This window comes from Sphingomonas canaveralia (assembly GCF_047238125.1).
Classification (GTDB): Bacteria; Pseudomonadota; Alphaproteobacteria; order Sphingomonadales; family Sphingomonadaceae; genus JBDFMH01.
This window is the reverse complement of record NZ_JBDFMH010000001.1, coordinates 1,858,309-1,881,226: the sequence shown is the minus strand read 5'-3', so window position 1 is coordinate 1,881,226 and position 22,918 is coordinate 1,858,309. Positions and strand designations below refer to the sequence as shown.

At 67.6% G+C, this 22,918-nt stretch carries 27 protein-coding genes; 10 read left to right on the top strand and 17 right to left on the bottom strand.

What is annotated here, in order from left to right:
* The first annotated feature begins 6 nt into the window (after nucleotides 1–6).
* Both tig and clpP read left to right on the top strand, forming a co-directional pair.
* Nucleotides 7–1,707 (top strand): trigger factor, encoded by a 1,701-nt coding sequence (tig, locus tag ABC347_RS09330; protein ID WP_413245458.1) that lies wholly within the window; start codon nucleotides 7–9, stop codon nucleotides 1,705–1,707.
* Between the two features lie 177 nt (nucleotides 1,708–1,884).
* A complete protein-coding gene (gene clpP / locus ABC347_RS09325; RefSeq protein WP_413245457.1) occupies nucleotides 1,885–2,526 on the top strand; it encodes an ATP-dependent Clp endopeptidase proteolytic subunit ClpP in 642 nt (213 codons plus the stop codon).
* A 117-nt stretch (nucleotides 2,527–2,643) separates the two neighbouring features.
* Here clpP and ABC347_RS09320 read toward each other — a convergent pair whose 3' ends face one another.
* Together ABC347_RS09320 and ABC347_RS09315 are read right to left on the bottom strand one after the other, a co-directional pair.
* Entirely contained in the window at nucleotides 2,644–3,099 is a 456-nt protein-coding gene (locus ABC347_RS09320; protein WP_413245456.1) for a YrhA family protein, read from the bottom strand.
* A gap of 14 nt (nucleotides 3,100–3,113) precedes the next feature.
* On the bottom strand, nucleotides 3,114–4,244 hold the full coding sequence (locus ABC347_RS09315) for a hypothetical protein (protein ID WP_413245455.1): 1,131 nt from the start codon (nucleotides 4,242–4,244) through the stop codon (nucleotides 3,114–3,116).
* Nucleotides 4,245–4,440: 196 nt separating this feature from the next.
* Here ABC347_RS09315 and ABC347_RS09310 point away from each other — a divergent pair, with 196 nt between their 5' ends.
* Both ABC347_RS09310 and ABC347_RS09305 read left to right on the top strand, forming a co-directional pair.
* Nucleotides 4,441–5,616, top strand: coding sequence for a phage tail tip lysozyme (locus ABC347_RS09310; protein ID WP_413245454.1), 1,176 nt, complete (start codon nucleotides 4,441–4,443; stop codon nucleotides 5,614–5,616).
* Between the two features lie 75 nt (nucleotides 5,617–5,691).
* Nucleotides 5,692–6,012 carry a hypothetical protein gene (locus ABC347_RS09305; protein ID WP_413245453.1) on the top strand — a complete coding sequence of 107 codons (321 nt, stop codon included), beginning with the start codon at nucleotides 5,692–5,694 and terminating at the stop codon, nucleotides 6,010–6,012.
* 46 nt (nucleotides 6,013–6,058) lie between these two features.
* On the opposite strand, the gene ABC347_RS09300 is transcribed toward ABC347_RS09305, so the two are convergent.
* The 15 genes from ABC347_RS09300 to ABC347_RS09230 form a co-directional block, all read right to left on the bottom strand.
* Nucleotides 6,059–6,475 carry a hypothetical protein gene (locus ABC347_RS09300; protein ID WP_413245452.1) on the bottom strand — a complete coding sequence of 139 codons (417 nt, stop codon included), beginning with the start codon at nucleotides 6,473–6,475 and terminating at the stop codon, nucleotides 6,059–6,061.
* A 4-nt stretch (nucleotides 6,476–6,479) separates the two neighbouring features.
* On the bottom strand, nucleotides 6,480–7,325 hold the full coding sequence (locus ABC347_RS09295; RefSeq protein WP_413245451.1) for a hypothetical protein: 846 nt from the start codon (nucleotides 7,323–7,325) through the stop codon (nucleotides 6,480–6,482).
* A gap of 50 nt (nucleotides 7,326–7,375) precedes the next feature.
* A complete protein-coding gene (locus tag ABC347_RS09290) occupies nucleotides 7,376–8,254 on the bottom strand; it encodes a hypothetical protein (RefSeq protein WP_413245450.1) in 879 nt (292 codons plus the stop codon).
* Between the two features lie 3 nt (nucleotides 8,255–8,257).
* Nucleotides 8,258–8,731, bottom strand: a complete 474-nt coding sequence (locus tag ABC347_RS09285) for a hypothetical protein (RefSeq protein WP_413245449.1) — start codon at nucleotides 8,729–8,731, stop codon at nucleotides 8,258–8,260.
* 95 nt (nucleotides 8,732–8,826) lie between these two features.
* Nucleotides 8,827–9,075, bottom strand: a complete 249-nt coding sequence (locus ABC347_RS09280; protein ID WP_413245448.1) for a hypothetical protein — start codon at nucleotides 9,073–9,075, stop codon at nucleotides 8,827–8,829.
* A gap of 75 nt (nucleotides 9,076–9,150) precedes the next feature.
* Entirely contained in the window at nucleotides 9,151–9,801 is a 651-nt protein-coding gene (locus tag ABC347_RS09275; RefSeq protein ID WP_413245447.1) for an EscF/YscF/HrpA family type III secretion system needle major subunit, read from the bottom strand.
* Between the two features lie 109 nt (nucleotides 9,802–9,910).
* Nucleotides 9,911–10,438, bottom strand: a complete 528-nt coding sequence (locus ABC347_RS09270; protein WP_413245446.1) for a GNAT family N-acetyltransferase — start codon at nucleotides 10,436–10,438, stop codon at nucleotides 9,911–9,913.
* Nucleotides 10,438–11,232, bottom strand: a complete 795-nt coding sequence (locus tag ABC347_RS09265; protein WP_413245445.1) for a hypothetical protein — start codon at nucleotides 11,230–11,232, stop codon at nucleotides 10,438–10,440. Before ABC347_RS09265 ends, ABC347_RS09270 begins: the two co-directional genes overlap by 1 nt.
* Nucleotides 11,233–11,315: 83 nt before the next feature.
* Nucleotides 11,316–11,666 carry a LuxR C-terminal-related transcriptional regulator gene (locus ABC347_RS09260; RefSeq protein ID WP_413245444.1) on the bottom strand — a complete coding sequence of 117 codons (351 nt, stop codon included), beginning with the start codon at nucleotides 11,664–11,666 and terminating at the stop codon, nucleotides 11,316–11,318.
* Entirely contained in the window at nucleotides 11,666–12,439 is a 774-nt protein-coding gene (sctT, locus tag ABC347_RS09255; protein ID WP_413245443.1) for a type III secretion system export apparatus subunit SctT, read from the bottom strand. Before sctT ends, ABC347_RS09260 begins: the two co-directional genes overlap by 1 nt.
* Nucleotides 12,436–12,705: a type III secretion system export apparatus subunit SctS gene (gene sctS, locus ABC347_RS09250; RefSeq protein ID WP_413245442.1), complete on the bottom strand. Its 270-nt coding sequence runs from the start codon at nucleotides 12,703–12,705 to the stop codon at nucleotides 12,436–12,438. Before sctS ends, sctT begins: the two co-directional genes overlap by 4 nt.
* A gap of 18 nt (nucleotides 12,706–12,723) precedes the next feature.
* Nucleotides 12,724–13,380: a type III secretion system export apparatus subunit SctR gene (gene sctR, locus ABC347_RS09245; RefSeq protein WP_413245441.1), complete on the bottom strand. Its 657-nt coding sequence runs from the start codon at nucleotides 13,378–13,380 to the stop codon at nucleotides 12,724–12,726.
* A 6-nt stretch (nucleotides 13,381–13,386) separates the two neighbouring features.
* Nucleotides 13,387–14,397 (bottom strand): hypothetical protein, encoded by a 1,011-nt coding sequence (locus ABC347_RS09240; RefSeq protein ID WP_413245440.1) that lies wholly within the window; start codon nucleotides 14,395–14,397, stop codon nucleotides 13,387–13,389.
* Nucleotides 14,394–14,723, bottom strand: a complete 330-nt coding sequence (locus tag ABC347_RS09235; RefSeq protein ID WP_413245439.1) for a FliO/MopB family protein — start codon at nucleotides 14,721–14,723, stop codon at nucleotides 14,394–14,396. Before ABC347_RS09235 ends, ABC347_RS09240 begins: the two co-directional genes overlap by 4 nt.
* Nucleotides 14,724–15,866 (bottom strand): EscU/YscU/HrcU family type III secretion system export apparatus switch protein, encoded by a 1,143-nt coding sequence (locus ABC347_RS09230; RefSeq protein WP_413245438.1) that lies wholly within the window; start codon nucleotides 15,864–15,866, stop codon nucleotides 14,724–14,726.
* Nucleotides 15,867–16,338: 472 nt separating this feature from the next.
* On the opposite strand from ABC347_RS09230, the gene ABC347_RS09225 reads away from it, so the two are divergent.
* The 6 genes from ABC347_RS09225 to ABC347_RS09200 are packed head-to-tail and all read left to right on the top strand — an operon-like array spanning nucleotide 16,339 to nucleotide 22,905.
* Nucleotides 16,339–17,076 (top strand): lytic transglycosylase domain-containing protein, encoded by a 738-nt coding sequence (locus ABC347_RS09225; RefSeq protein WP_413245437.1) that lies wholly within the window; start codon nucleotides 16,339–16,341, stop codon nucleotides 17,074–17,076.
* 11 nt (nucleotides 17,077–17,087) lie between these two features.
* Nucleotides 17,088–19,073: an FHIPEP family type III secretion protein gene (locus tag ABC347_RS09220; RefSeq protein ID WP_413245436.1), complete on the top strand. Its 1,986-nt coding sequence runs from the start codon at nucleotides 17,088–17,090 to the stop codon at nucleotides 19,071–19,073.
* Between the two features lie 26 nt (nucleotides 19,074–19,099).
* On the top strand, nucleotides 19,100–21,007 hold the full coding sequence (gene sctC / locus ABC347_RS09215; RefSeq protein WP_413245435.1) for a type III secretion system outer membrane ring subunit SctC: 1,908 nt from the start codon (nucleotides 19,100–19,102) through the stop codon (nucleotides 21,005–21,007).
* Nucleotides 21,004–22,137: a SctD/MshK family protein gene (locus ABC347_RS09210; RefSeq protein ID WP_413245434.1), complete on the top strand. Its 1,134-nt coding sequence runs from the start codon at nucleotides 21,004–21,006 to the stop codon at nucleotides 22,135–22,137. Before sctC ends, ABC347_RS09210 begins: the two co-directional genes overlap by 4 nt.
* A gap of 40 nt (nucleotides 22,138–22,177) precedes the next feature.
* On the top strand, nucleotides 22,178–22,495 hold the full coding sequence (locus ABC347_RS09205) for a hypothetical protein (RefSeq protein WP_413245433.1): 318 nt from the start codon (nucleotides 22,178–22,180) through the stop codon (nucleotides 22,493–22,495).
* A 14-nt stretch (nucleotides 22,496–22,509) separates the two neighbouring features.
* Nucleotides 22,510–22,905 carry an EscF/YscF/HrpA family type III secretion system needle major subunit gene (locus ABC347_RS09200; RefSeq protein ID WP_413245432.1) on the top strand — a complete coding sequence of 132 codons (396 nt, stop codon included), beginning with the start codon at nucleotides 22,510–22,512 and terminating at the stop codon, nucleotides 22,903–22,905.
* The last annotated feature ends 13 nt before the right edge of the window (nucleotides 22,906–22,918 follow it).

Here is a 22,918-nt window from a genome sequence, read left to right as displayed (position 1 = left end):
CCCGTCATGCAGACCGTCGAGACGTTGAACGAGGGGCTGAAGCGCGCCTACACCATCACCATCCCCGCCACCGATATCGCCCAGCGGATCGACGCGGAGATCAAGCAGGTCGCGCCGCAGATCAAGATGCCCGGCTTCCGCCCCGGCAAGGTGCCCGCCAACCTGATCCGCAAGATGCACGGCCCCGCTCTCGAGCAGGACGCGCTGAACAAGGCGGTGCAGCAGGGCGTGCAGTCGTTGCTGAGCGAAAAGGGCCTGCGCCCCGCGATGCAGCCTTCGGTCGAGCTGGCCGACTATGACAGCGGCAAGGATGCCGAGGTCAAGGTTGCCCTCGAGGTACTGCCACAGGTGCCGGCGCCGCAGATCGACGGTCTGAAGCTGGAGCGGCTGACCGTGGAGCCGGGCGAGGACGAGATCGCGACTGCCGTCGACCGGATCGCGCGCCAATCCAAGCGGTTCGAGGATGCGCAGGACGGCCACCCCGCGGTCGAGGGCGACAATGTCGTGCTCGATTTCGTCGGCAAGGTCGGCGAAGTCGCGTTCCCCGGTGGCACCGGCGAGGACATGGCGGTCGAGCTCGGCGCGGGTCGCCTGATCCCGGGCTTCGAGGATCAGCTGGAAGGGATCAAGCTCGGCGAGTCGCGCCAGCTGAACGTGACCTTTCCCGACGACTATCCGGAGAAGTCGCTGGCCGGCAAGGCAGCCACCTTCGACGTGACCGCGAAGAAGGTCCAGGTTCCGGCCGTGACCACGCCCGACGACGAGTTCGCCAAGTCGCTCGGCCTCGAAAGCCTGGAGAAGCTGCGCGAGCTGCTGAAGGGCCAGATCGAGCAGGAGCTGAACGGGCTCACCCGCACCCACATGAAGCGCAAGCTGCTCGACCAGCTGGCGGCTTCCCATGATTTCGACGTGCCGCCGTCGATGGTGGAAGCGGAGTTCGCGCAGATCTGGCAGCAGCTGGAGCATGAGGCGAGCCACGAGGAGGACCCTCAGGCTGCCCGCGACGAGATGGAATCGGATCGCGAGGAATATCGCAAGATCGCGGAGCGCCGCGTGCGCCTGGGGCTGCTGCTGTCGGAGATCGGCCAGCAGAACGGCGTCGAGGTGAGCCAGCAAGAGATGAACCGCCTGATCGCACAGGCGGCGCAGCAGTATCGCGGCGAGGACCAGCGCCGGTTCATCGAATATGTCCAGCAGGATCCGATGGCGGCCGCCCAGCTGCGCGCGCCGCTCTATGAGGACAAGGTGGTTGATTGGCTGTTCGCCAAGGCCGAGATCAGCGATCGCGCAGTCACCCGCGCGGATCTGGAAGCGGCGATCGAGGCTGAGGATGGCGGCGCATCGGGCGGCCATGTCCATGGCCCGGGCTGCGGCCATGATCATCACGACCATGACCATGACCATGCCCCGGCCAAGCCGAAGGCGAAGAAGACGGCTGCGAAGAAGTCTGCCGAGCCTGCGACCGAACCGGCTGAGCCCGCCGAAGCCGAAAGCGCTGCGGTGAAGAAGCCGGCGGCCAAGAAGGCGAAGGCAGCCGAATCTGCTCCGGTAGAGGCCGCCGAGGCGACTGGTGCCGCCCCGGACGAGGCTGCCCCCGCCAAGAAGCCGGCCGCCAAGAAGAAGCCGGCGGATGCTCCGGTCGCGGTCGAAGAAACCGCGCCCGCCGCCAAGAAGAAGGCGGCACCCAAGAAGAAGGCCGAGGCCTGATCGATCCAAGCCCCGGCCTGAGCGCCGGGGCTTTTTCATTGCCCGGCCCGAGGGCCCGGCCGGCCGCGCGGATGCCGTCCGTCGCGCCTGCGTAGAGTTCGCGCCGCAACCCCCTTGAACTGATTCTGCCGAGCGCCGATGTTGGTCGCCTACAGGGCAGAAGGACCGCATTCCCCCATGGCTTATCCCGATCATGCCGACATCAGCGCCGGCCTCGTTCCGATCGTCATCGAGCAGTCGAACCGCGGCGAGCGCAGCTTCGACATCTATTCCCGCCTGCTGCGCGAGCGCATCGTCTTCGTGACTGGTCAGGTCGAGGATCACATGGCCTCGCTGATCACCGCCCAGCTGCTCTTCCTCGAGTCCGAGAACCCGAAGAAGGACATCTACATGTATATCAACAGCCCGGGTGGCGTCGTCACCGCTGGGCTCGCGATCCACGACACCATGCAGTATATCCGGCCACGGATCGGCACCGTCTGCATCGGCCAGGCAGCCTCGATGGGCAGCTTCCTGCTGGCCGCGGGTGAGCCCGGCATGCGCGTCGCGCTGACCAACGCGCGAATCATGGTCCACCAGCCTTCGGGCGGGGCGCAGGGTATGGCGGCCGACATCGAGATCCAGGCGCGCGAGATTCTGCGCATGCGCCACCGGCTGAATTCGCTCTATGCGAAATATACCGGCCAGGCGATCGAGGAGATCGAGAAGGCGATGGACCGCGACAAGTTCCTCGAAGCCGACGAAGCCAAGGCATTCGGCATCATCGACGAGGTGTTCGAGAAGCGCCCGAGCCCGGCCGAGGAAAAGGCCGCCGCCTGATGCGGTGAAGCGGCGGCATCGTCTCGGGCCCTCGGGCCGACGATGCCGCCGCTTCGACCTTCATATGATGCCTCCGGCCAGCGATCCTGCCGGAACGCCTGAGTCAGTCTTCCACCATCACAGACGATCGCGCAGCGCGGTCTCGATCATCGTTTCGACATCGGAATAGCTCTCGACCCGCTCGCCGGTGACGCGATCGAACTTGCCTGGTGCGCCGCCCGCGACGGGCACGGCATAGAGATCCATGTCGCTATCGCCCAGGATCAGCAGCTGTTCGTTGCCGCTTTCGCTGCGCCACGCCTTGTTGGCGGCGACCAGTCCCTGCCAGAAACCGCCGGGGCCGGGATGGGCAGGCGTATCGAGCGCGCCGTACAGCACCAGCCCGTTATAATCGACGCCGTTCCGGATCGCGAGGAAGGCGGCATAGTCGAGCGGCAGCGTCGCGCCGAGCTGGGCGCGGACCTGCGCCTCCGCCGCGGCGATCTCGGCGGGGGTGGCACCGGGGCGCACGACCTCTCCTGCCGCCTGCTGCTCCTGGCGGATCTCGACGAGAACGGGTTCGATCGGCATCATCGACATCTCCGGCATCACGGCACCGCAGGATAGACGACGCCGGGCGGCACCGGGAAGTCGACACGGCGCGATTCACCGACGGCAAGATCGCCGACCAGCGAGCGCTGCGCATTGGTCAACCCGATGTGCATCGGATCGTTGCGGATCAGCACGAGGTTGGAGAAATCATTGGTGCCGCCATCATCCAGCGGCAGCTTGTGGTGGACCTGATAGCCCTGCGGGATCTTGCCTTCGGCCAGGCGCGCGATCTGAGCATCGTTCAGCCCGGCCTGGCGCAGCGCGGTGACGTTGGCGGGATCGGTGGCCAGGTTGCGCGCGAAATCGGCGCGGACGCCGCGATCGAACTCGGTGCGCAGCGATGCATAGCTCGCCCGATCGCGCTTCAGATAGTCGACCGACCGCAGCTCGATATTGTCGAGCGTCACGCGCTGGCCGCGGACCGTCGCCTCGTATGGGCCGATGCGCACCACCGATCCGGGCGGGACCAGCGCTTCGTCGATCTTGCGGGCCATGCCTTCCAGCTGCTGGCGCGCGGAGGCCGGCAAGCTGTCGAGCGGCGCGGCGCGGATGACGTCGCGGATCTTTTCCAGCGTCGGGGCGACAAGGTTGCGGAAGCCCGGATCGCGGACCGCCAGCTCCGCCGCATTGGCCACGCTTTCGGCCCACTTGCCGAGCTTGCCGAGCTTGGCGGCATCGCCCAGCACCGGGATGATGCCGAGCGCGGAGATGCCCGCCCCCAGGAAATCGCCGCGGCCGAGCGAGATCAGCGCGTTCGACCCATCCGAGATCGGGGTGGGATCGAAGATGCCCGTGATGTCGAGCGCGATCTGGGTGAGATCCATCGCGACCGAGCCGCGATCGGGCCCGCCGGTCGGCGCCGCTTGGGCACGTAACTGGGTATCGATCGCGGACTGGAGCTGACCGCGCTGGACCGGGGTTAGCTGCGCATCGACTGCAGCCCGCAGCGAAACGCCGCCATCGCTGCGTCCTGCGCTGGACTGAAGCAGGCCGGCGGCCAGCGCATCGCTGTCGAGGCTGCCGCCGCGACGGCTGCTGTCGACCAGCCGCGCCGCTTCGGCTGCGTCGCCGCGGGGCGTGGGCGGCGGGGGCGGGGTCTGCCCGATGGGTTGCGGTGAAAGCGCCATGATGGGTCCTCGAAATCCGCGACAGGTTCGAGTTCATAAGACCATGGCCGGTCCGCGGGCGCGCTCCGCGATCCGATTAGCCGGTCTAGTCGGATCGATTAGCCGCTGGGCCGGGGGCGCTACGCATTTCGATTACAGACGCCGTGCCGTTGCGACCATTAGCTTGGGCACCATCGGAACAGCCGGAGTGGCGATCATGACAGGCGTATCTTCAGTCCAAGCCAATGCCAGCGTCAGCGCACGCAGCCCCAGCAGTGATTATGTGGTGAAGCCCGGCGATACGCTGTCGGAGATCGCGGCGCGGCACGGCGTGGACTGGCACGATCTGGCGCGGGCCAACAATCTGAAGAACCCGGATCTGATCTTCCCCGGCCAGCGCATCAGCTTTGCCGGCGTCGGCGGCACGGGATCGAGCGGCAGCGTCGGCGGGGTCGGCGGCACGCCTGCTGGCAACGGCAGCAACGCCTATGAGGTGGCGCGCCAGTATCTCGGGCAGAATGCCTCGTCGCTGAAGGTCAACCGCAACGACGACCTGCCGATGGACGCCAATGTTCCGAACAATGTCTGCTGCGCGAACTTCGTGTCCGGCGTGCTGACCGAGGCGGGGCAACTGCCCGCGGGCCAGCATACCAATTCGGTGGCGCAGCTGAACAGCACGCTGCGCGGCAATGGCTGGACGCAGGTAAGCCCGTCCGAAGCGCGGCCCGGCGATGTCGTCATCATCCAGGGCGGCGGCGTGTCGCACACCGAGATCTATGCGGGCAATGGCCGCATGATCGGATCGAACAACGTCAATTCCGACGGCAGCCAGCGCATCTCCGAGAACAACCTGAGCTGGGCGCTCGACAATGGCGCGGTGATCCTGCGCGCGCCGGCCGGGGTGACCGGGGGCGGCAATGGTGGCACCCGCACAGAAGGCACGGGCGGCGTGAACGGCCCGGCCCCGACCGGCGAGGGCACGCGCGACCAGCGCATCGACCAAGCGATCACCTTCTTCCAGAACCAAGGCTGGACGCGCGACCAGGCGATCGGCATCGTCGCCAATCTCGATATGGAGAGCCGGATGGATCCGGGCATCCGCCAGATCGGCGGCGGCCCCGGCTATGGGCTGGCGCAATGGGAAGGCCCGCGCCAGGCCGATTTCCAGGCATGGGCCGGCCGGCCGATCCAGGGATCGAGCTTCGAACAGCAGCTGCGCTTCGTGCAGCACGAGCTCAGCACCACCGAGCGCGGCGCAGCCAACGCACTGCGCGGGGCGACCAACCCGGCCGACGCCGCGGAGATCGTCACCCGCCGCTACGAACGGCCCGCCGACGTCAATGGCGACTCGGCCGAGCGCCGGGTGCGCGCCAACGAGATCGCCAATCGCTGACGAGTTTCGGCTGTTTCGTCGCGATGCGGGACGGTGGCAACGCCGTCCCGCTTGTGGCGTTATTGATCCATGACGATGATCGCCGCCCTTCTTCTCGCAGCCGCACCGCCGATCACGACGGGCGGGCTGACCTGCCAGATCGGCGAGGCGCGGCCGACGCCCTGCACGCTGACCGATCGCGCGATGCCCGGTGGTCGGCATCGCATGACCTTCACGATCGGCGCGCGCCGCATCCAGTTCGACGGGCGGCGGCAAGGCCCCTGGTGGTCAGGTCGGCTCGATGGCCGGCCGGCGATGGGCTATGAGCGCAATCGTGGGTTTACGATGTTCTCGACAGGCGACCTGACGCGCACCTTCAGCTGGTGGTCCCGCGGCAGCGAGCATGGAAGCTATTAGGCGGGGCGCGCTCGCGCTTTCGGCTTCGTTGTAGGGAGCCGAGCCGTCAGAGCTTGAACAGATCGGCTGGTGCACCGAACTCCTGCGACCAGCCTTCCCACACGACATCGGTCGGGCCGATTGCATCCTTGACCACGCGCCACTTGCCGTCCTGCCGGCGCAGCAGCGCGACATAGTCCTTGGAAAGGAAGCCGGCCTCGGCCTGCTGGGCCTTGGGTGTGCCGTGATAATCGATCGGGCGGCCGTCCGCGCCCTGCAGCTCGGCCAGCACGAATGCCCAGTCACCGCTGGTGCGGACCGATTTTTCCTTCAGCCAGACCTTGCGCGCCAGCACCGTTTCGGCCGGCTTGCGCGCGGCATCGAGCAACAGGCGGCGGTCGTCGGCCGGCGCGGCGGCGACGCCGGTAGTGATGCTGAGCGACATGGCGATCGTCTCCAGAAGGAGGAGGGAGCGGCGGCGCATCGGATCAGCCGATCGACGCCTGGTAATACATCTTGGCGGCAAAGGCGCGGACCGCGGCCCGCAGCGGCTCCGCCGTGTCCGGCGCGCGTGCAACCGCATCGAGCATCGCGAACGCATCGCCGCCATAACGGCGGTTGCGGAATAGCGGTCGTGCGGTTTCCGGCACCAGCGGATCCGCGCCGGGCCAGGTGGCGAGGCACGCCATGCCGATCACCATTTCCTGCAGCTGTTCGCGCGTGAGCCCGGCCTTGTCGACGCGGCCGCCGCGGCGCAGCGCGCGGGGATAGCCGCGCTCGAACGAGGCGATCAGCGCCGCGCCTTCCTGCGGCGAGGTGCCGGCCTGGCCATAGAGCCGGCACGTTTGCGGTGCGGCGGTGGCGACCGTGGCAGCGACTGACGGTGCGATCGGGCGCATCTCGCCGCCTGCATAAGCGTAGGTCATGGGTCCGCCGCCGGCATCGGGCATCGTTACGCTGAGGCCGTTGCGGCTTTGCGAGGATTGGATGGGGGCGCAGGTGCCGAACGGCTGCGACACGGTCGGCGGCCCGCCGCGGCGCGCGGTGACGGCAACGTAGCGCGATGGGCAATCGCCACCACGGCCGCCGCGAACGATATACACATCGTCGCCTGCAACCCGATGGCGGCCGACGATCTCGAGCGTATCGACAAGCTCGCCGCCGAACGGGCGGCCGATCACCTGATCGTCGAAACTGAGCGCGTCCTCCGAGCCTGCCTGAACGACCTCGAGCGTGCCGAACTTGCCCTTCAGCGCATCGGGTGCAGCGATGGCACCGCTGGCGGCAATCAGTCCGGCTCCGGCAATTGCAATCAGGCGGAACGGCAAGGTCATCGATGGTCTCCCCGCAAGTGGCTGCCGGCTGAGGCCGAACGGTTCGATAATCAACGCGTGGCCGCGCCGCGAGGTTGCGTCGCCTCGCCGGCATAGACCGCGCTCAGCCGATAGCCGTTGCCTTCCAGCGCCGCGCCGGTGAGAGGATCGGCCGAGACGCCTTCGCGCGCGAACCCGTTCGGTACGCGCAGTTCGAGCGCGCCGGGACCGCCGCTGAGCGCCTGATAGACCAGCACCGCGCCCGGCGGCGCATCATGCGGCGATGCGATCGGCACGCCGGCGGCGAGCAGATCGACAAGCCCCTGGCCGGCCAACACGGCAGCCGGATTGGCGCGGGCTGTGGTTGGCTGGGGGGACGGCTGTTCCGGGGCGGGGCGCTGAGGTTCGGCCGATGGCCGAGCGGTGACCGGCGGCGCGGGCTCACTTGCGACGGGATCGCGCGACGGCTGGCCAATGCGGTTGCCGGCATCCAGACCGAGCGGCAGCGCGGTGACCGCAAGCCTGGCGACCGGATCGGCAGCCTGCGCGGCGACGATCGCAGCAGCGGCGTGAACGGCGTGCGGATCAGGCGTGGAGGCGGCGTTGGCGCGTTCGGGGGCGGGCGGCGCGATCAGCGGGTTGCCGGCAAGCACCGGTTCGGTGACGATGCCGGTGCGCGATGCGACGCGGATCGCGGTATCGGCCGATCGCACCGTGAAGGCAGAGGTCCCGGCTGGCAGCGCATCATCGCGATCGACCATGAACTTGCCGAGCGGGCCGGCATCGGCGACCAGCTTTTCCAGCGGCGACAGGCGGGCCGCGTTGTGATCGATCTGGCTGCGGGTGAGGCCGTTGCCGGTATCGTCCATCCGTTCGCGGACGAGATCGGTCAGCCGGTTGCGGCCCTCGCGGGCATCGCCGATCGCATCGCTGCGGCTGGCGCCGGCCATGGATCAGCCGCCATTCTGCCGGACGAGCGCATCGGTGGCGATGCCCAGCCGTTCGATCAGCCCGTCAACTCCTTCGGGCGCGGGCTCGGCCAGAGCCGTTTCACGCGCCTCGGTGATGCCGGCGGTCTGGCGTTCGCTGCCTGCGCCGGCGAGGCCATGGATCTGGACGGCGGCGGCGCGCGTGAAATCCTCCACCGCGCGCAGCAGCGTGCCCTGCTCGGTCGGCGTTGCGCCGAGCCGATCGCCGAGCTCGGAGCCGAGCTGGCGCAGGCCGTAGATATCGCCGCCACGGGCCAGCTCGGCCGTGTCGGGACGGAAGCCCGCGGGGGACGCGCCGCCCGAGATCGCACCCGACCAAGCGAGCAGGCGATCGCCGATCTCGCCCATCGCACGATCGGCAAGGCCGCGCGCATCGCCCGCGGTGCCGGCGGCGGCGGAGAGGGGGGTCGTCCCCGACAGGCGATCGATGCTGGTCATGGCAAGTCTCTCTTAGTGCTGATGATCAAGTTAGGCGCGAGCGGCGGGCGACACCATAAGCGGAGCGACTAGGCCTGCCGATGGAACCCGGTAGCTCAGCGGAACCGATCGAGCGGGCTGGGGGCCAGGAACAGCCCGTCGAACCCGGTTTCGCCATCCAGTGCGCGGCCCGATGGCTTGCGATCGGTGGTGGGGCTGCCGTCGTTCATCTGCTGGGTCGAACCGCTTTCCACTGCCTGATCGGACGAATCGGTCCGTTCGTGGCCAGGCGTGCCGATCTTGGCGTCGAGAGCGAGAGATGCGGCGCCCGTGTTGACGCTGCTCGGGATCGAAATGGCGACCATGGTCTGCTCCTGTGACTGACGACGAAGGGGCGGGCCCGTTGCCGGACCCGCCCCCCTTCAAGCGATCCGCAAGGCTTACTGCTTGCGGGCCATCTGCGAGAGCGCTTCGCCGACCGTCTTGATGACGTTGGTGGCGGTGCTCATGAACAGGCTGAATTCCTGCGCGGAGGCCTGCATCTCCATCGAGGCCTTCGAGTCCTCCCAATCGGTCGAGTCCATCTTGCTCTCGAACTGGGCCTGGGCTTCGTCCAGCTTGCGGCCGAGCGCTGCGGCCAGCGCCATCAGCCAGCTGCCCTTGCCACCGGACTGCGCCTTGAACGCGCCGGAATTGCCTTCCTCGTCCACGAACGGATTGTTCTTGCGCAGCGAGTCGAGGAAGCTGTCGCGCTGGTTCTGGACCAGATTCTCGAATTCGCCCTGTTCGCGCGGGGACGCGCCCAGCTGCTGCGCGAAGCTGCCGGCCAGTTCGGTGAAGCCCTGCGCGGCCTCGCCGTAATTCTGCGCGGCGCCCTGGAAGTCGCCGACCGAACCGGCGGCGGCGCCCTGCGCCATATCGATCACCGACTGCGGCACGCCCAGTTCGGTGCCGATCGTCTGGATGACGTTCTGGATAAGCGAGGAGACGACCTGGCGCAGCATCTGGCTGACGATCAGGCTGGTGCCCCCGGTCAGCCCGGCAAGCGCGGTCTGGGTGACGAGGTTCACGGGATTGAAGCCACCGGACATGTGTCGATCCTTTCTCTGGACTGCACCCGGGGTTCCGCCCCGGCAAATTCAACATGGCCCTTGTCCCACGCCGCCCCGCCGGCCGCGATGCGCGATCCGATTAGACGCGCTAGTCGTTTCGACTAACCCAGTCGGCGCGGGTCATCCGCATCAGGCGGGCGGGGGAGCCGAACACGCTGGTCTCGCCGGCTTCGGCAAAGCCCAGCCGGGCGAGGATCGCGGGCACCGATCGGTTGTCCGGATGATGCGCGCTGACCAGCTCGTCATGGCCGAGATCGGCGAAGACATGATCGATCAGTGCCGTTCCCGCCTCGAAGGCGAGGTTGCCGCGCCAGCCGGCGGGCGCGAGTTTGCCGCCCAGCTCAAGCGGGCCGCCTTCGCCGAACGGCACCAGCGAGAACAGGCCGATCAGATCGGCCTCGCCCGGGCGGCGGGCCGCATAGACGCAGGCGGGCGGGGCGAGCGAGAGCGCCCAGCCGATATAGATGGTCGCGTCGCGCAGGGTGCGCGGCACGCCATCGAGCAGATAGCGGCTGACGCGCGGATCGGCATGAAGCCGCGCGATCGCAGCGGCGTCACCCAATCGCAGTGGATCAAGCGACAGCCGCGCGGTGCGGATCGCGGCCGCAGGCGGCATCAGCCGCGCCGGACGAACCCGTCCGGTGTGAGCGTGAAACTGCGGAAGTCCTCGCCTGCGATCTGGCGGAACATCTGGCGCGTGCCATCACTGAACTGCGCCATCGATCGTTCGCGCGTGGCGGCCTGCATGCCGGCGTGCAGCACCACGAACAACACCTTCACCTCCTCGCCCACGGCAGTGCGGGTCGCGGCGGAGCGGAATTGCGGATCCTGCGCCAGTAGCGCGGATACCTGGTTGCGGACGGCGCGAACCGAACGCGGCGAGGGGTTGCCCGCCTGGTTCGCGACCATCCAGCCGAGGATCACATAGGCGGTCGTGACATCGGCGAGGTTGGTGGCGGTCAATCCGAAGGGGCGGACGATGCCACTGTAGATGCCGCTGACATTGTGGCGACCGAGCTGGTCGGCCAGTTCACGCGCGGCTTGCGGGTTCTTGCGCTGGACACGCTGCACGAATTCGTTGACGGCCTGGCGGCTGGTCGCCGCGCTGCTGGCGAAACCGAGATTGGCTCCGGCCGCAGCCGCGGGCGCGGCGCGGACTGCCGTTCCACCCGCAAAGGCGCTGCCGAACAGCCCGACGCTGCCCGGCGCCGCCGCCACCGGCCGACGCGACGGCGCGCGACGATAGGATGGCGAACTCAGCCGGCCGATATGCGAGGTGGCAAGCGCGTTGCGGGTGTTCGAGAAGCTGTCGTGGATGCTCATCGTGAAATCCTGCGCGCCGACGGGGGCGGCGACGGCACCGATCAGCATCACGCCGCAGACGAGGCGTTGCATCCTGCTGGCTTTCATCGCGAGTCTCCTTGGTTGATCGATCGTTCCAATCCGATGTGTGGCTACGCGGCCGAATCTGAACCGCCGATGCCGCGAGCCGTTCAATCGTCGGGATAAAAGAGCATGCCGGCGAGCGCGGCGAGCTCGCGCATCCCGTCCAGTTCCAGCTTGCGGCTGACATTGGTCAGGTGGACGCGCACCGTATTCTCCGAGATCAGCAGCAGCGTGCCGATATCGGCGTTCGACCGGCCCCAGCCGAGAAAGCGGATCACGGTCAGCTCGGTCGGCGTCAGCCGCAGCAGCGCATCGCGGTGACGGCGCGGCACGCGCGCGGCCGCCACGATATGTTCGCCCAGCGCCACCGGCGGATCGCCCGCGGGCAGCGCATCGGCCGCGCGCAGCAATTCGGCGATGGCAGCCAGCCGATCATCCTCGGGCGCCGGGGCGGCCATCACACCGGCATCGCGCGCAGCAGACCCTGCAGGATCGCCGGGCGGCTCATGATATCGCGCACCAGCGCTTCCACGAAGCCGCCGAGCAGCAGCAAGATCAGGAAGGTGGCCGCGAACGACTTGATCGACATCGACAGCGCGAACACGTTCAGCTGCTGCGCGAAGCGGTTGATCAGCCCCAGCCCGGCATCGATCATGAACAGTACCGTCAGCACCGGGGCGGCGAACAAGGTAGCCAGCATCATCAGCCGGCCGAATTCCTGTTCGAACAGCGCCAGCCCGCGCAGATCGAGGTGCGGCAGCGATGCGCTGATCGGCCACACCGCATAGCTTTCCATCAGGATGCCCACCAGCAGCATCAGGCCGCCCGAGAAGACGAACACCACATTCGCCAGCCGGCCGAGAAACGCGCCGTTGAGCGACGTCTGATGGCCCGACAGCGGATCGACCACCTGGGCCATGGTGGCGCCGATCTTGGTATCGATGATCTGGCCGGCCGCCTCCATCGCCCAGAGCACCGATCCGAAGAAGAAGCCGATCGTGAGCCCGATGAAGGCCTCCTTGAGCATCATCGTCGCCCAATCGAGCGGGGCCATCGACAGCGGCATGTTGGGCTGCAGCAGCAGGCTGACCAGGCCGAACGCGACGAAGATCGAATTGCGCACGAGCGCGGGGATCGTCTCGGTCGAAAACAGCGGCATCAGCAGGAAGGCGGCCGCGATCCGCGCGGTCGCCACGCCGATCAGTAGAACCTGATCCGCCCATCCGTTCACCGCCGGACCATCATAGGGAATTCGCTGAACACCCGGTCGCTGAAGCGATAGAGCGAACTGGCGAGCAGCGAAGCCGTGATGAACAGGGTGACCACGATCGCGAAGAACTTGATCGTGTATTGCAGCGTCTGTTCCTGGATCTGGGTGGCGGCCTGGATCACAGCAACCAGCAGGCCTGCGACCGACGCGACGATGATCGGCGGTGCCGACAGGATCAGCACCAGCCACAGCGCATCGATCGTCAGGCTGACGATATCGCTGTTCATGCGCCTGTCCCCCGGCCGCTAAGCATAGGACAGCACCAGGCCGTGGGCGAGCTTCACCCAGCCATCGACCAGCACGAACAGCAGCAGCTTGAACGGCAGCGATATCGTGGTGGGAGACAGCATCATCATGCCCATCGCGAGCAGGATGTTCGATATGACGAGATCGATCACCAGGAACGGCAGGTAGATCAGGAAGCCAATCTGGAAGGCGAGGCTGAGTTCGCGCACCACGAAGGCAGGCGTGACGACGATGAAGTCGCGGTCGCTCATGCCGGCCGCGCGCACTGGATCGCCGACGCGCTGCGCGGTCTTCAAGAAGAAATTGCGCTCGCGCGGATCACTATGCTTGATTAGGAATTCGCGCAGCGGCTCCTTTGCGCGATCGACCGTGTCCATCATGCTGGTGGTGGATGAAGTGACCGTGGCCATCGGCGCCTGCACCGCATCCTGCATCTGCTGGCCGACCGGATACATCACATAGAGCGTGAGGATCAGGGCCAAGCCGTTCAGCACGATGTTGGGCGGCACCTGCTGCAACCCAAGCGCATTGCGCAGTAGGCTGAGCGTGACCACGATCTTGGTGAAGCTCGTCACCATCACTGCGAAGAAGGGCGCGATCGCCAGCGCGACGACGGTGACAAGCGCGGAGCCCGGCGTGAAGGCGGAGAGATCCATGCGTGATCAGCCTTGCCGTTCGCCGGCAAGCCGGCCGACGAGCACGCCATAGCCTTCGCCGACCGCGACAAGTTCGCCCTCGGCCATGAAGGTTTCGCCCGCCATCACGCGCACCGGCAGGGTGCCGCCGCCGCTGGGTAGTGGCAGCACGCTGCCCGCAGCCATCGTGGCGAGCGCGCTGGCTGCCACCGATCCGCCGTCGAATTCGATCCGGATCGGCACTTGCGGATCGGGCAGGCCGCCATCCTCCGCCGCTTGATGCGTCTCTTCCTGAGCCCCGTCCCTGTTCGACACGCTGGCGCCTCCATTATTCGGATCGGTGATGAGCGTGGCCCGGCGCGCGATCGGATCGATCGTCGCCAGCACGCAATTGGATAGCCCGGGCAGGCAGATCTCGGCAGTGACCGCGCTCTGGCCCAGAAGGATGAGATCGCCGCTGCCGACCCGCCCGAGCCGTGACAGCGGCAGGCGCGGTCCGGCGATGGTGCCGCGCCACCGCAGCGCCAGGGTCGCCAGCGTGCGGCTGAGCGCTTCCACCGGCGGATCGGGATCGACGTCGAGATCGAGCGGCAGCGCCAGCAACAGCCGGTGCCGGATCGGCCCGCCCGCATCATGCCCGTCGAGGCGCAGCAGCAGGCGATCCTCGTCAAGCTCGCCGCGCAGTCCAGCGGGCCGAAGCTCGAGCCCGAGCAGCGTTTCGATCGTGGCGACCAGCGGTTCGATCGCGGCCAGCACCGCCGCTGCTGCTGCACCATCCGGCCGGGTGCCATCGCCGGCGATCCGCGCCAGCGCGCCATCGGCCAGCAGCGGCGCGATCGCGATCTGGCCGGCCCGGGTATCGAACAGGATCCAGCCGGCCGCGGCGCGGCGCTCGCGCATGCCCGCCAGCCGCGCGACCGTTCGAAGGCCGACGACCTCGCGGCCGTTCAGCGCCGCGATCGCCGCAGTCTGTGCACGCGCGACATCCGGCTCGATCGCGCGCAGCCGTGCGCGCAGCGGCTCCGTCCTCACACTCATGGCCTGGCCTCCAGCCCCGCCGCCTCGATATCCGGCGCGTCATCGCGCACGCCCCAGTTGCGCAATAGGCTGACGCCGTTCTGCGCGACGCCGATCAGCATCAGTTCGCCTTCCGCCTCGATCAGGATCACACGTTCGCGCTGCCCTACCGGCAGCGCGCGCAGGAAGCGCAGCTCGCGGGTCTGTTCGTTGCCGGGGGCGAAGCCGCCGCGATCCTGCCAGCGTTTCAGCGCGCGCAGGATGACCCAGGCGAGCCCCAGCACGACCGCCAGCGCGATCAGCGTGCCGAACAGCCCGGACAGCGCCGTCCCGATCGTCGAATCCATCTATGCACTTCCCTTCATGGCATCGTCGCCGGCCGGCACGGCACGACCGTGGCGTTCGCGATCGGCCCAGATGATGATCTCGGCGATGGCATCGAACATGTCGCGCGGCACGACCTCGTCCACCGCGCCCTTGTCGAACAGGCCGCGGGCGACCTCGATGTTGCGGATGATCGGCACGCCAGCGGCCTGCGCGGCCTCGCGCATCGCCTTGGCCAGCGGCCCCTCGCCCTTGGCGGCGAGGATGGGCACGGGGCATTCGTCCGGATCATAATCCAGCGCGATCGCGATGTGCGTGGGGTTCACCACCAGCACGCTGGCGTCGCGCGCCGCGCCAATCGAATTCTGGTTCGCCCATTCCTGATGAAGCTGGCGGCGATTGGCCTTCAGCTGGGGATCGCCCTCGCTTTCCTTGGCCTCGTCACGCAGGTCGCGGTGGCTCATCATCAATTTCTTGATGTAGCTTTTGCGCTGCCAGCCCATGTCGAGCGCGGCGATCACCACGAACACGAACAGCGTCCATAGCAGGAAGGTGCGGGTCAGTTCGCCGGTCAGCCCCAGCACCTGCGCGGCTTCCGCCCGGCCCGATCCGGCTTCGGTCGGCAGCACGGCCACGCCGGATTTGCCGATGATCTCCGCCAAGGATGCGCGCAGAATCAGCCAGGTGATGAACAGGATCAACGCGGCCTTCGCCAGCGTCTTCGCCAGCTCGACCAGATTATCCATCGAGAACATCCGCTTGATGCCCTCGGCCGGATTCATCTTGTCGAGCGTGGGCTTGAGCTTCTCGCCGGTGAAGACGCCCCCGGTCTGGAAGAATTCGGCCATCACGCCGGCGGCGGCGGCCGGAATCATCGCCAACGCAGTGATCAGTACGAAACTGTGGAAGGCGGCCTGGCCGAGCGTACCGGCGGCGGACGCGAACGGGGCGTTGCTGGCGATCAGTTCGAAGCTGCCGGTGAACAAGGCCGCGATGCGCTGCCCGGCGAACCCGGCACCGAACAGCAGGACGACGAGCCATACGATCAGGCCGACGGTCGCGCTCAAATCCTTGGATTTGGCAACATCGCCCTTCTTGCGCGCGTCCTGAAGCCGCTTGGGAGTCGGCTTTTCAGTCTTGTCGCCACCTTGATTCTTGTCGGCCAACCAAATCTCCCTCGCTGCACGCCCGCGATCTATCGATCGCGACGCCGCACCGAGGCATCGATCGCCACTCAAATTCGCCTGCCTGCTCTATGCAGTGACTAAGGCGACAGGAACGCAGGACCCACCACGTTTCCAGGCGCCATGATCCCGATTGCAGATTGATCTGTCAAGACTTCGTGGACACCACATGATAATTCGAATCACACGGAACCATTTGCCAAAGCATTTTCCATTCCGTTTGCGCAACGATCGCTAAATGTTGCTTCAGAATATTGCTGGCTGCGCCGATTTGAGCTTTTGGCAGGACAGTCTGGCCTTGTTCCACGATGAGTTGAGCTTTGAAGGCTATCTTCTGTCATCAGTTCGGGGCTAGCAAAGTGGTCCGAGGCAGACGCCGCCCCGGATCGCAGGACCCGCGATAAGACGTTGAGCATGCGCCGAAATGCGCAGAGACGACGAGGAGAACGGGCGGATGGGTAGCAATACCTTGCGCAAGGATGCCCAGGCATCGCGCGGCGGATCAGACCATCATCATGGTCTAAAGGCTTTGGCATTCGTCGTACTCGCCACTGCATTCGCCGAGCCGGCATCGGCCGGCTGCGGATCGGTCGATCACGACGCGCTTGCCGGCAAGTTCAGCGAAGCGGCTGCCGTCTGCAGCAGCGGCGCCAGCCGTGCTGCCGCGGTACCGAAGACATTCGTTCCTGCACCCGTGCTGATCGAGCAGCGCGCGCCGGTCGCGATCCGCATGGCAGGCGCGCGCCGCGCGGTCGCCACGGCGCAACGCCACGGCCGCGGCGCGACCGCGCCGGCACGGGCCGCGCTCGTCCAGCGCGTCGCGGCCTCCTATCGGATCGATCCGGCCCTGCTGGCATCGATCGTCCACACCGAGTCGGCCGGCCGCAGCAATGCGGTAAGCCACAAGGGCGCGCTCGGCCTGATGCAGGTGATGCCCGGTACCGCACGGGCGATGGGGGTGACGGACCCCAGCCGGCTGCTGGTGGACGATGAACTCTCGCTGCGCACCGGCGCGCGCTATTTGAAACAGCTCCAGCGCCAGCTGGGCAACAACGTCGTCAACGTGGTCGCCGCCTATAACGCCGGCCCCGGCGCCGTGATGAAGGCCGGCATGAAGGTGCCGAAATATCGCGAGACGCAAGGCTATGTGACCAGCGTGATGGGTCGTTACCAGCAATCGCGCGCGCGCTGAGGAGAGGCACGATGACCATCCAGCGCTACATCGCCTCGGCCGAGGCGCCGAACCGGATCCGACTGTCCGCGCGCTTCGCCGATCTCGCGCTGGTGGCGGGCGTCGTCGCGATCGTCGCGCTGATGATCCTGCCGCTGCCGACCTTCCTGATCGACCTGCTGGTGGCAGTGAACATCACGTTCGGCGTGATGCTGCTGCTGACCACACTCTACATCCGGACCGCGCTGGATTTCTCGTCCTTCCCATCGGTGCTGCTGGTCTCGACATTGTTCAGACTGGCACTGTCGATCGCCACCACGCGCATGATCCTGATCGAGGCGCATGGCGGCCATATCATCCAGACGTTCGGCCAGATGGTGGCGGGCGGCAATCTGGTGGTCGGCCTGGTCGTGTTCCTGATCATCACGATCGTGCAGTTCATCGTGATCGCCAAGGGTGCCGAGCGCGTGGCCGAAGTGGCGGCCCGGTTCAGCCTGGATTCGATGCCGGGCAAGCAGCTGTCGATCGACAGCGACCTGCGGTCGGGCCTGATCGACAAGGACGAGGCGCGCCGCCGCCGCCGCGTGCTGGAGCAGGAAAGCAAGCTGCACGGCAGCCTGGACGGCGCGATGAAGTTCGTGAAGGGCGATGCGATCGCCTCGATCGTGATCGTGGTGATCAATCTGCTCGGCGGCCTGGCGATCGGCGTGATGCAGCGCGACATGTCGCTGGGCGATGCTACCCACACCTATTCGATCCTGACGATCGGCGAAGGTCTGGTCGCGCAGATCCCGGCGCTGCTGGGCGCGATGGCCGCCGGCCTGATCGTGACCCGCGCCACCGACGAAGAGGACAGCGCCAACCTGGGCGAGGCGATCCATCGCCAGCTTTCGGCCAATCCGCGCGTGCTGCTGTTCGTGGGCGGCATCGCGCTGCTGATGGCGTTCGTGCCGGGCTTCCCGACGCTGATCTTCATCATGCTCGGGCTGGCGGCGATCGCGGCCGGGGCCAGCATGCATCCGCGCTTCAGCCGCCATGTCGCCCGGGCACTCGGCCCGGTCGGCCAACTGAGCCGGCGAGGTCGCGAGCCGGAGGCGCCGGCGACGCTGATCGCCGCGCCGGCCGAGCCACGCCCGGTGGTGCCGCTGCTGCTGGAACTGCGCAGCGACGCGCATGGTGCGGCGACCTCGCGCGCGCTTTCGGAAGGGCTGACGCGGATGCTGGACGATCTCCAGTATCGCACCGGCCTGCCGTTCCCGAAGCTGGCGATCCATTTCGATCGCGGCGAAGGCGCGCCGCGGTGGCGGCTGCTGGCGTTCGAAAGCGCGATCGGCGCGGGCGATGTGCCGGCCGATCAGGACGACCTGATCGCGCTGATCGAAGGCGCGCTGCGCCGCCATGTCGCGATGTTCCTGGGCGTGCAGGAAGTGACCGCGCTGCTGAACAAGGTGGGCGCAGACTATCCCGAGGTCGTGAAGGAAGCGGTGCGGGCGGTGCCGACGGCGCGCATCACCGATGTGCTGCGCCGCCTTGCCGAAGAAGAAGTGCCACTGCGCAACATGCGTGACGTGCTGGAAGCGCTGACCGAGGCCGGCACGCAGGAGCGGGAGCCGGCGAAGATCGCGGACCTGAGCCGGGTGGCGCTGAAGCGCTACCTGCTGGCGGCCTATGCCGAAGACGAGCAGCTGCGCGCGTTGGTGATGGGGCCAGATCTCGAAGATCTGTTGCGCGGCGCGATCCGCGACGGCGGCGAGCGGCTGGCGTTGGAGCCCGAGGTTGCCGACGCGCTGGTGGCCACGATCCGCGGCTCCGTGGAGCAATCGGGTGCCCGCGTGCTGATCGCCTCGATCGATATCCGCCGGGCACTGCGCAAGCTGATCGAGCGCGACCTGTTCGAGCTGCCAGTGCTGGCGTTCAACGAGCTTTCGGCGCGGGTGCGGCTGGACGTGGTTGGCAAGATCAGCCTGCCGCCGGCCCCCGTGGACGAACAGGCGCAAGCCGCGATCGCGGCCGAGTGAAAGGGATAGACTTGAGGATCAAGAGCTTGAAGCGTTCGTCGACGACCCTGGCCTTGGCGCTCGCGATGGGATTCGCCGCCACCGCCCCGGCGACGGCCGCGCCGCTGCCGCAATCGGGCGAGCGCGTGCAGATCGTGGCGCGCGACCAGCCGCTGCAGGCATTCCTGCGCGATCTGTTCGGGCGGATCGGGCGGCCGGTGGTGCCGAGCGCGCAGCTGAAGGGCGCGGTCAACGGCAATTTCGACGGCACGGTGGACAAGGTGTTCGCCGATATCGCCAAGGCGTTCAACCTTGTCGGCTATTATGACGGCGCGGCGGTCTACGTCTACGGATCGGGCGAAGTGACGGTGCAGTCGCTGCCGGGCACGCCGCAGACCGCGCAGCGCGTGGTGGGGCAGGTGGCGAACCTGCGGCTGACCGATGCGCGCAACCTGCTGCGTGCATCGCCGGACGGTACGCTGGTCGTCAGCGGTACGCCGCGGTTCGTGGAACAGGTGAGCGAGATCGCGCGCGGCCAGCAATCGGCGGGCCTGGGCGGCGGTGGTGGCGGCCTGGGCGGCGGCGGCACCGGCGGCGGTTATGGCTATGGCGCGCCCGCGCCGCTGGAATTTCGTGTCTTCTATCTGCGCTACGCGCGCGCCGAGGATACGACGATCAATGCCGGCGGCCGCGAGGTGCGCGTGCCGGGGCTGGCCACGATCGTGCAGAATCTGGTGCTCGATCGCCCACCACAGTTTGGCGCGACGCCGGTGGCCTATGGCAGCCGGCCGATCCGGCAGAGCCAGCCGCGACTGCGGGGATTGGGGCTGGATGCGGTTCCCGGCGATCCGGCGCAGACCTCTCTCCTGCAGGAGCAGCGCAACTATCTGGCAACGCCGGTTCTGGGCCTGCCCGGCTTGGAAGGCGCAGTTTCAGCCGAGGAAGGGTTCAGCGGCGCCGGCGCCAGCGCGGATCAGGTTCGCATCCAGGCGAACCCCTATCTGAATGCGCTGATCGTGCGCGACATCCCTGAACGGATCGGTGCCTATGAATCGCTGATCCGCGCGCTGGACGTAGAGCCACAGCTGGTCGAGGTGGAAGCCACGATCATCGACATCAACATCAACAAGGTCCGTGATCTCGGCATCAACTGGCGGTTCGGATCGGGCGGCATCGGCGGCCTGTTCGGCAGCGGCGATGCCGATGCGGACGGGCGACTGAACCGGATCCCCGGGTCATCGCGGCGCGACAACGTGACCAATATCACCCCATCGGCGCGCGGCGGCGTGCTTTCCACGATTATCGGCAGCAACCGCGAATTCATCGCGCGGGTGACGGCGCTCGAGGCCAAGGGCGCCGCCAAGATCGTGTCGCGCCCGCAGATCATGACGATGTCGAACGTGGAAGCCGTGTTCGATCGGACGCGTACCTTCTACGTCCGTGTCGGCGGGCGGCAGGAAGTCGACCTGTTCAACGTCGTCGCCGGCACCGTGCTGCGGGTGAACCCGCATGTCTTCCGCGATCATGATCAGACACGGATCCGCGTGCTGATCGGCATCGAGGACGGCAGCATCACCGCAGGTGAGGTCGATGATATCCCGATCGTCGAGCGGTCGAGCGTGTCGACCCAGGCGATGATCGTCGATGGGGAGAGCCTGTTGCTGGGCGGCATGACCGTCGACAGCGACCAGGACTATATCGACAAGATCCCGCTGCTGGGCGACATCCCGGTGCTGGGCGAACTATTCAAGAGCCGATCCCGGTCGCGCGGCCGGATCGAGCGGCTGTTCCTGATCACGCCGCGGGTGGCGACGCTCACGCCGCGGCTGGCCGCAGCCACCACGCTGGGCACGCAAAGCGCCGATGTCGCCGCACCGGGCGCGCCGGCGACCGTGGCCGCAGGCTCCACGGCGGCCACCACCATTCCCCAAACGCCAAAGGGACCAGGGCGATGAGCGAGACCGGTACATCCGTCATCCGCGTGCTGAACGGCCGGCTGGCCGGTACCGAGAAGCCGCTGCCGGCGAGCGGGCGGATTTCGATCGGACACGAATATTGGAGCGACGTGGTGCTCCGCGAGCCATCGACGCGCGGCATTGCGATCGAACTCACCCGCGATCCGGCCGGGGCGACGACGATCGCCTTGCTGTCGGGCCAGATCGGGCTGCTCGGATCGACGCTGTCGCAGGGCCAATCGGCGGTGCTGCCGCCGTTCGTGCCGCTGCAGATCGGCGGGATTGCAATCGCCTGGGGCGATCCGGCGAGCAGCCGCTGGGCGGAGGCGAGCGGGCTTGCCACCCGTGTGCCGCCCGCCGCTCTGACGGAACAGCCCGAGCGGCTGATCGACGTGCCGCTCGACCTGATCGGCAAGGGTGCGGAAGCGGTGCGCGGCTGGGCCAGCCGCAAGCGGGTCGCCGCGCTGGCGGCGGGCGTGCTGCTGGTGGCGGCGATGCCCGCGGCCGGACCCGCGGTGGAGCGACTGCGCTTCGGCGGCGATGGGACCCAGCGGCTGAGCCGTGCGCTGAACGACGCCGGGCTGGCGCCGCTGGCGGTAAGCGGAGATGCCGGATCGGAAGCCGGGCTGGTCGTGACCGGCGTGGTGGCCCGCGAATCGGATCGGCTGCGGGCGCAACAGGTGATGGAAAATGAGGGCATGGCGGGCATCGTCGATGTCCAGACCAGCGGCCAGCTGGCGTCCGCCGCGGCCGACGTTGCGCGCATCCACGGTATTCCCGCCAGCGGCCGTGCGGTGACACGCACCTCGGTCGAACTGCGCACGGGACCGCTTTCGCCCGAGCTGCGCACCAAGCTCGAGCAGGCGGTTCGCGCCGACGTCAGCGGGCTGGGCCGGCTGGTGATTCGCGACGACCTGCCCCCGGAAGACGATACGCCGGTGCGGACCGTGGCCGATGTCACCAAGAAGGTCGCTACAGTGGTGGCTGGCGACCCGGCTTACATCCAAGCCGTTGACGGGACGACCTATTTCCTCGGGGCGATGATGCCGAGCGGCCATCGCCTCGTTTCGATCCAGGGGGCGGATGTCCTCGTGGAAAAGAACGGGCGGCAGACCCGGATCAGCTTCTGACGACAGGCACTTTCGCCACGCACAGACAAGGAGTGAGATCATGACCGTAGGACCGATCAACAGCGGCCTTTCAGCACTGGCCGGATCACCGCTTGCCGGCAACGCCGGGCGCGGCCGCGGCAGCGAGCCGGGCACCTGGTTCGAAGCGCTTTCCGCAGCCTGGGGCCAGAGCCTCGACAAGCAGGCGGCGCGGATCGAGACGATGTCGGAAGGCATCGGCAATGGCGGCCAGGACAATCCATCCGGCATCACCAAGCTGACCGCGGAATCGCTGCGGATGAGCTTCCTCGCGAACAGCTCGTCTTCGTCGATCGACAGCGTCGGCAAGGCGCTCGAGACCATGGCGCGCAAGGGCTGATCGGAGGCGAGGCCATGTCCATCGAAGCCATTGCCGCGGCCTCGGCGGGGGCGGCACCGCTGCCCCCGGTCGAGACCGTCAGCGCCGGACCGGGCGCTTCCATCGGCGACGTCACGGCGTTCCAGGGATCGCTCTCGGCCGCCGGAGGCGTCAACGCATCCGGCGCGCCGGACGCGCTGTCGCCCGCGATCAAGGCGATGTTCACCCAGCTCGAAAAGGTGAACGGCGAGGCGAAGTCGGTATCTGAATATGCCGCCAACGCCAGCGCCAACGGGGCCGACATGACCCCGGGCGAAGTCGTCCAGCTGACGATGAAGTGCCACGAGTTCATGTTCCACTGCCAGCTCACGTCCAACATCGCCAACCGGACGTCCGATGGCCTGCAGCAGCTGTTCCGCCAGCAGAGCTGAGCGGGGCGGCTGC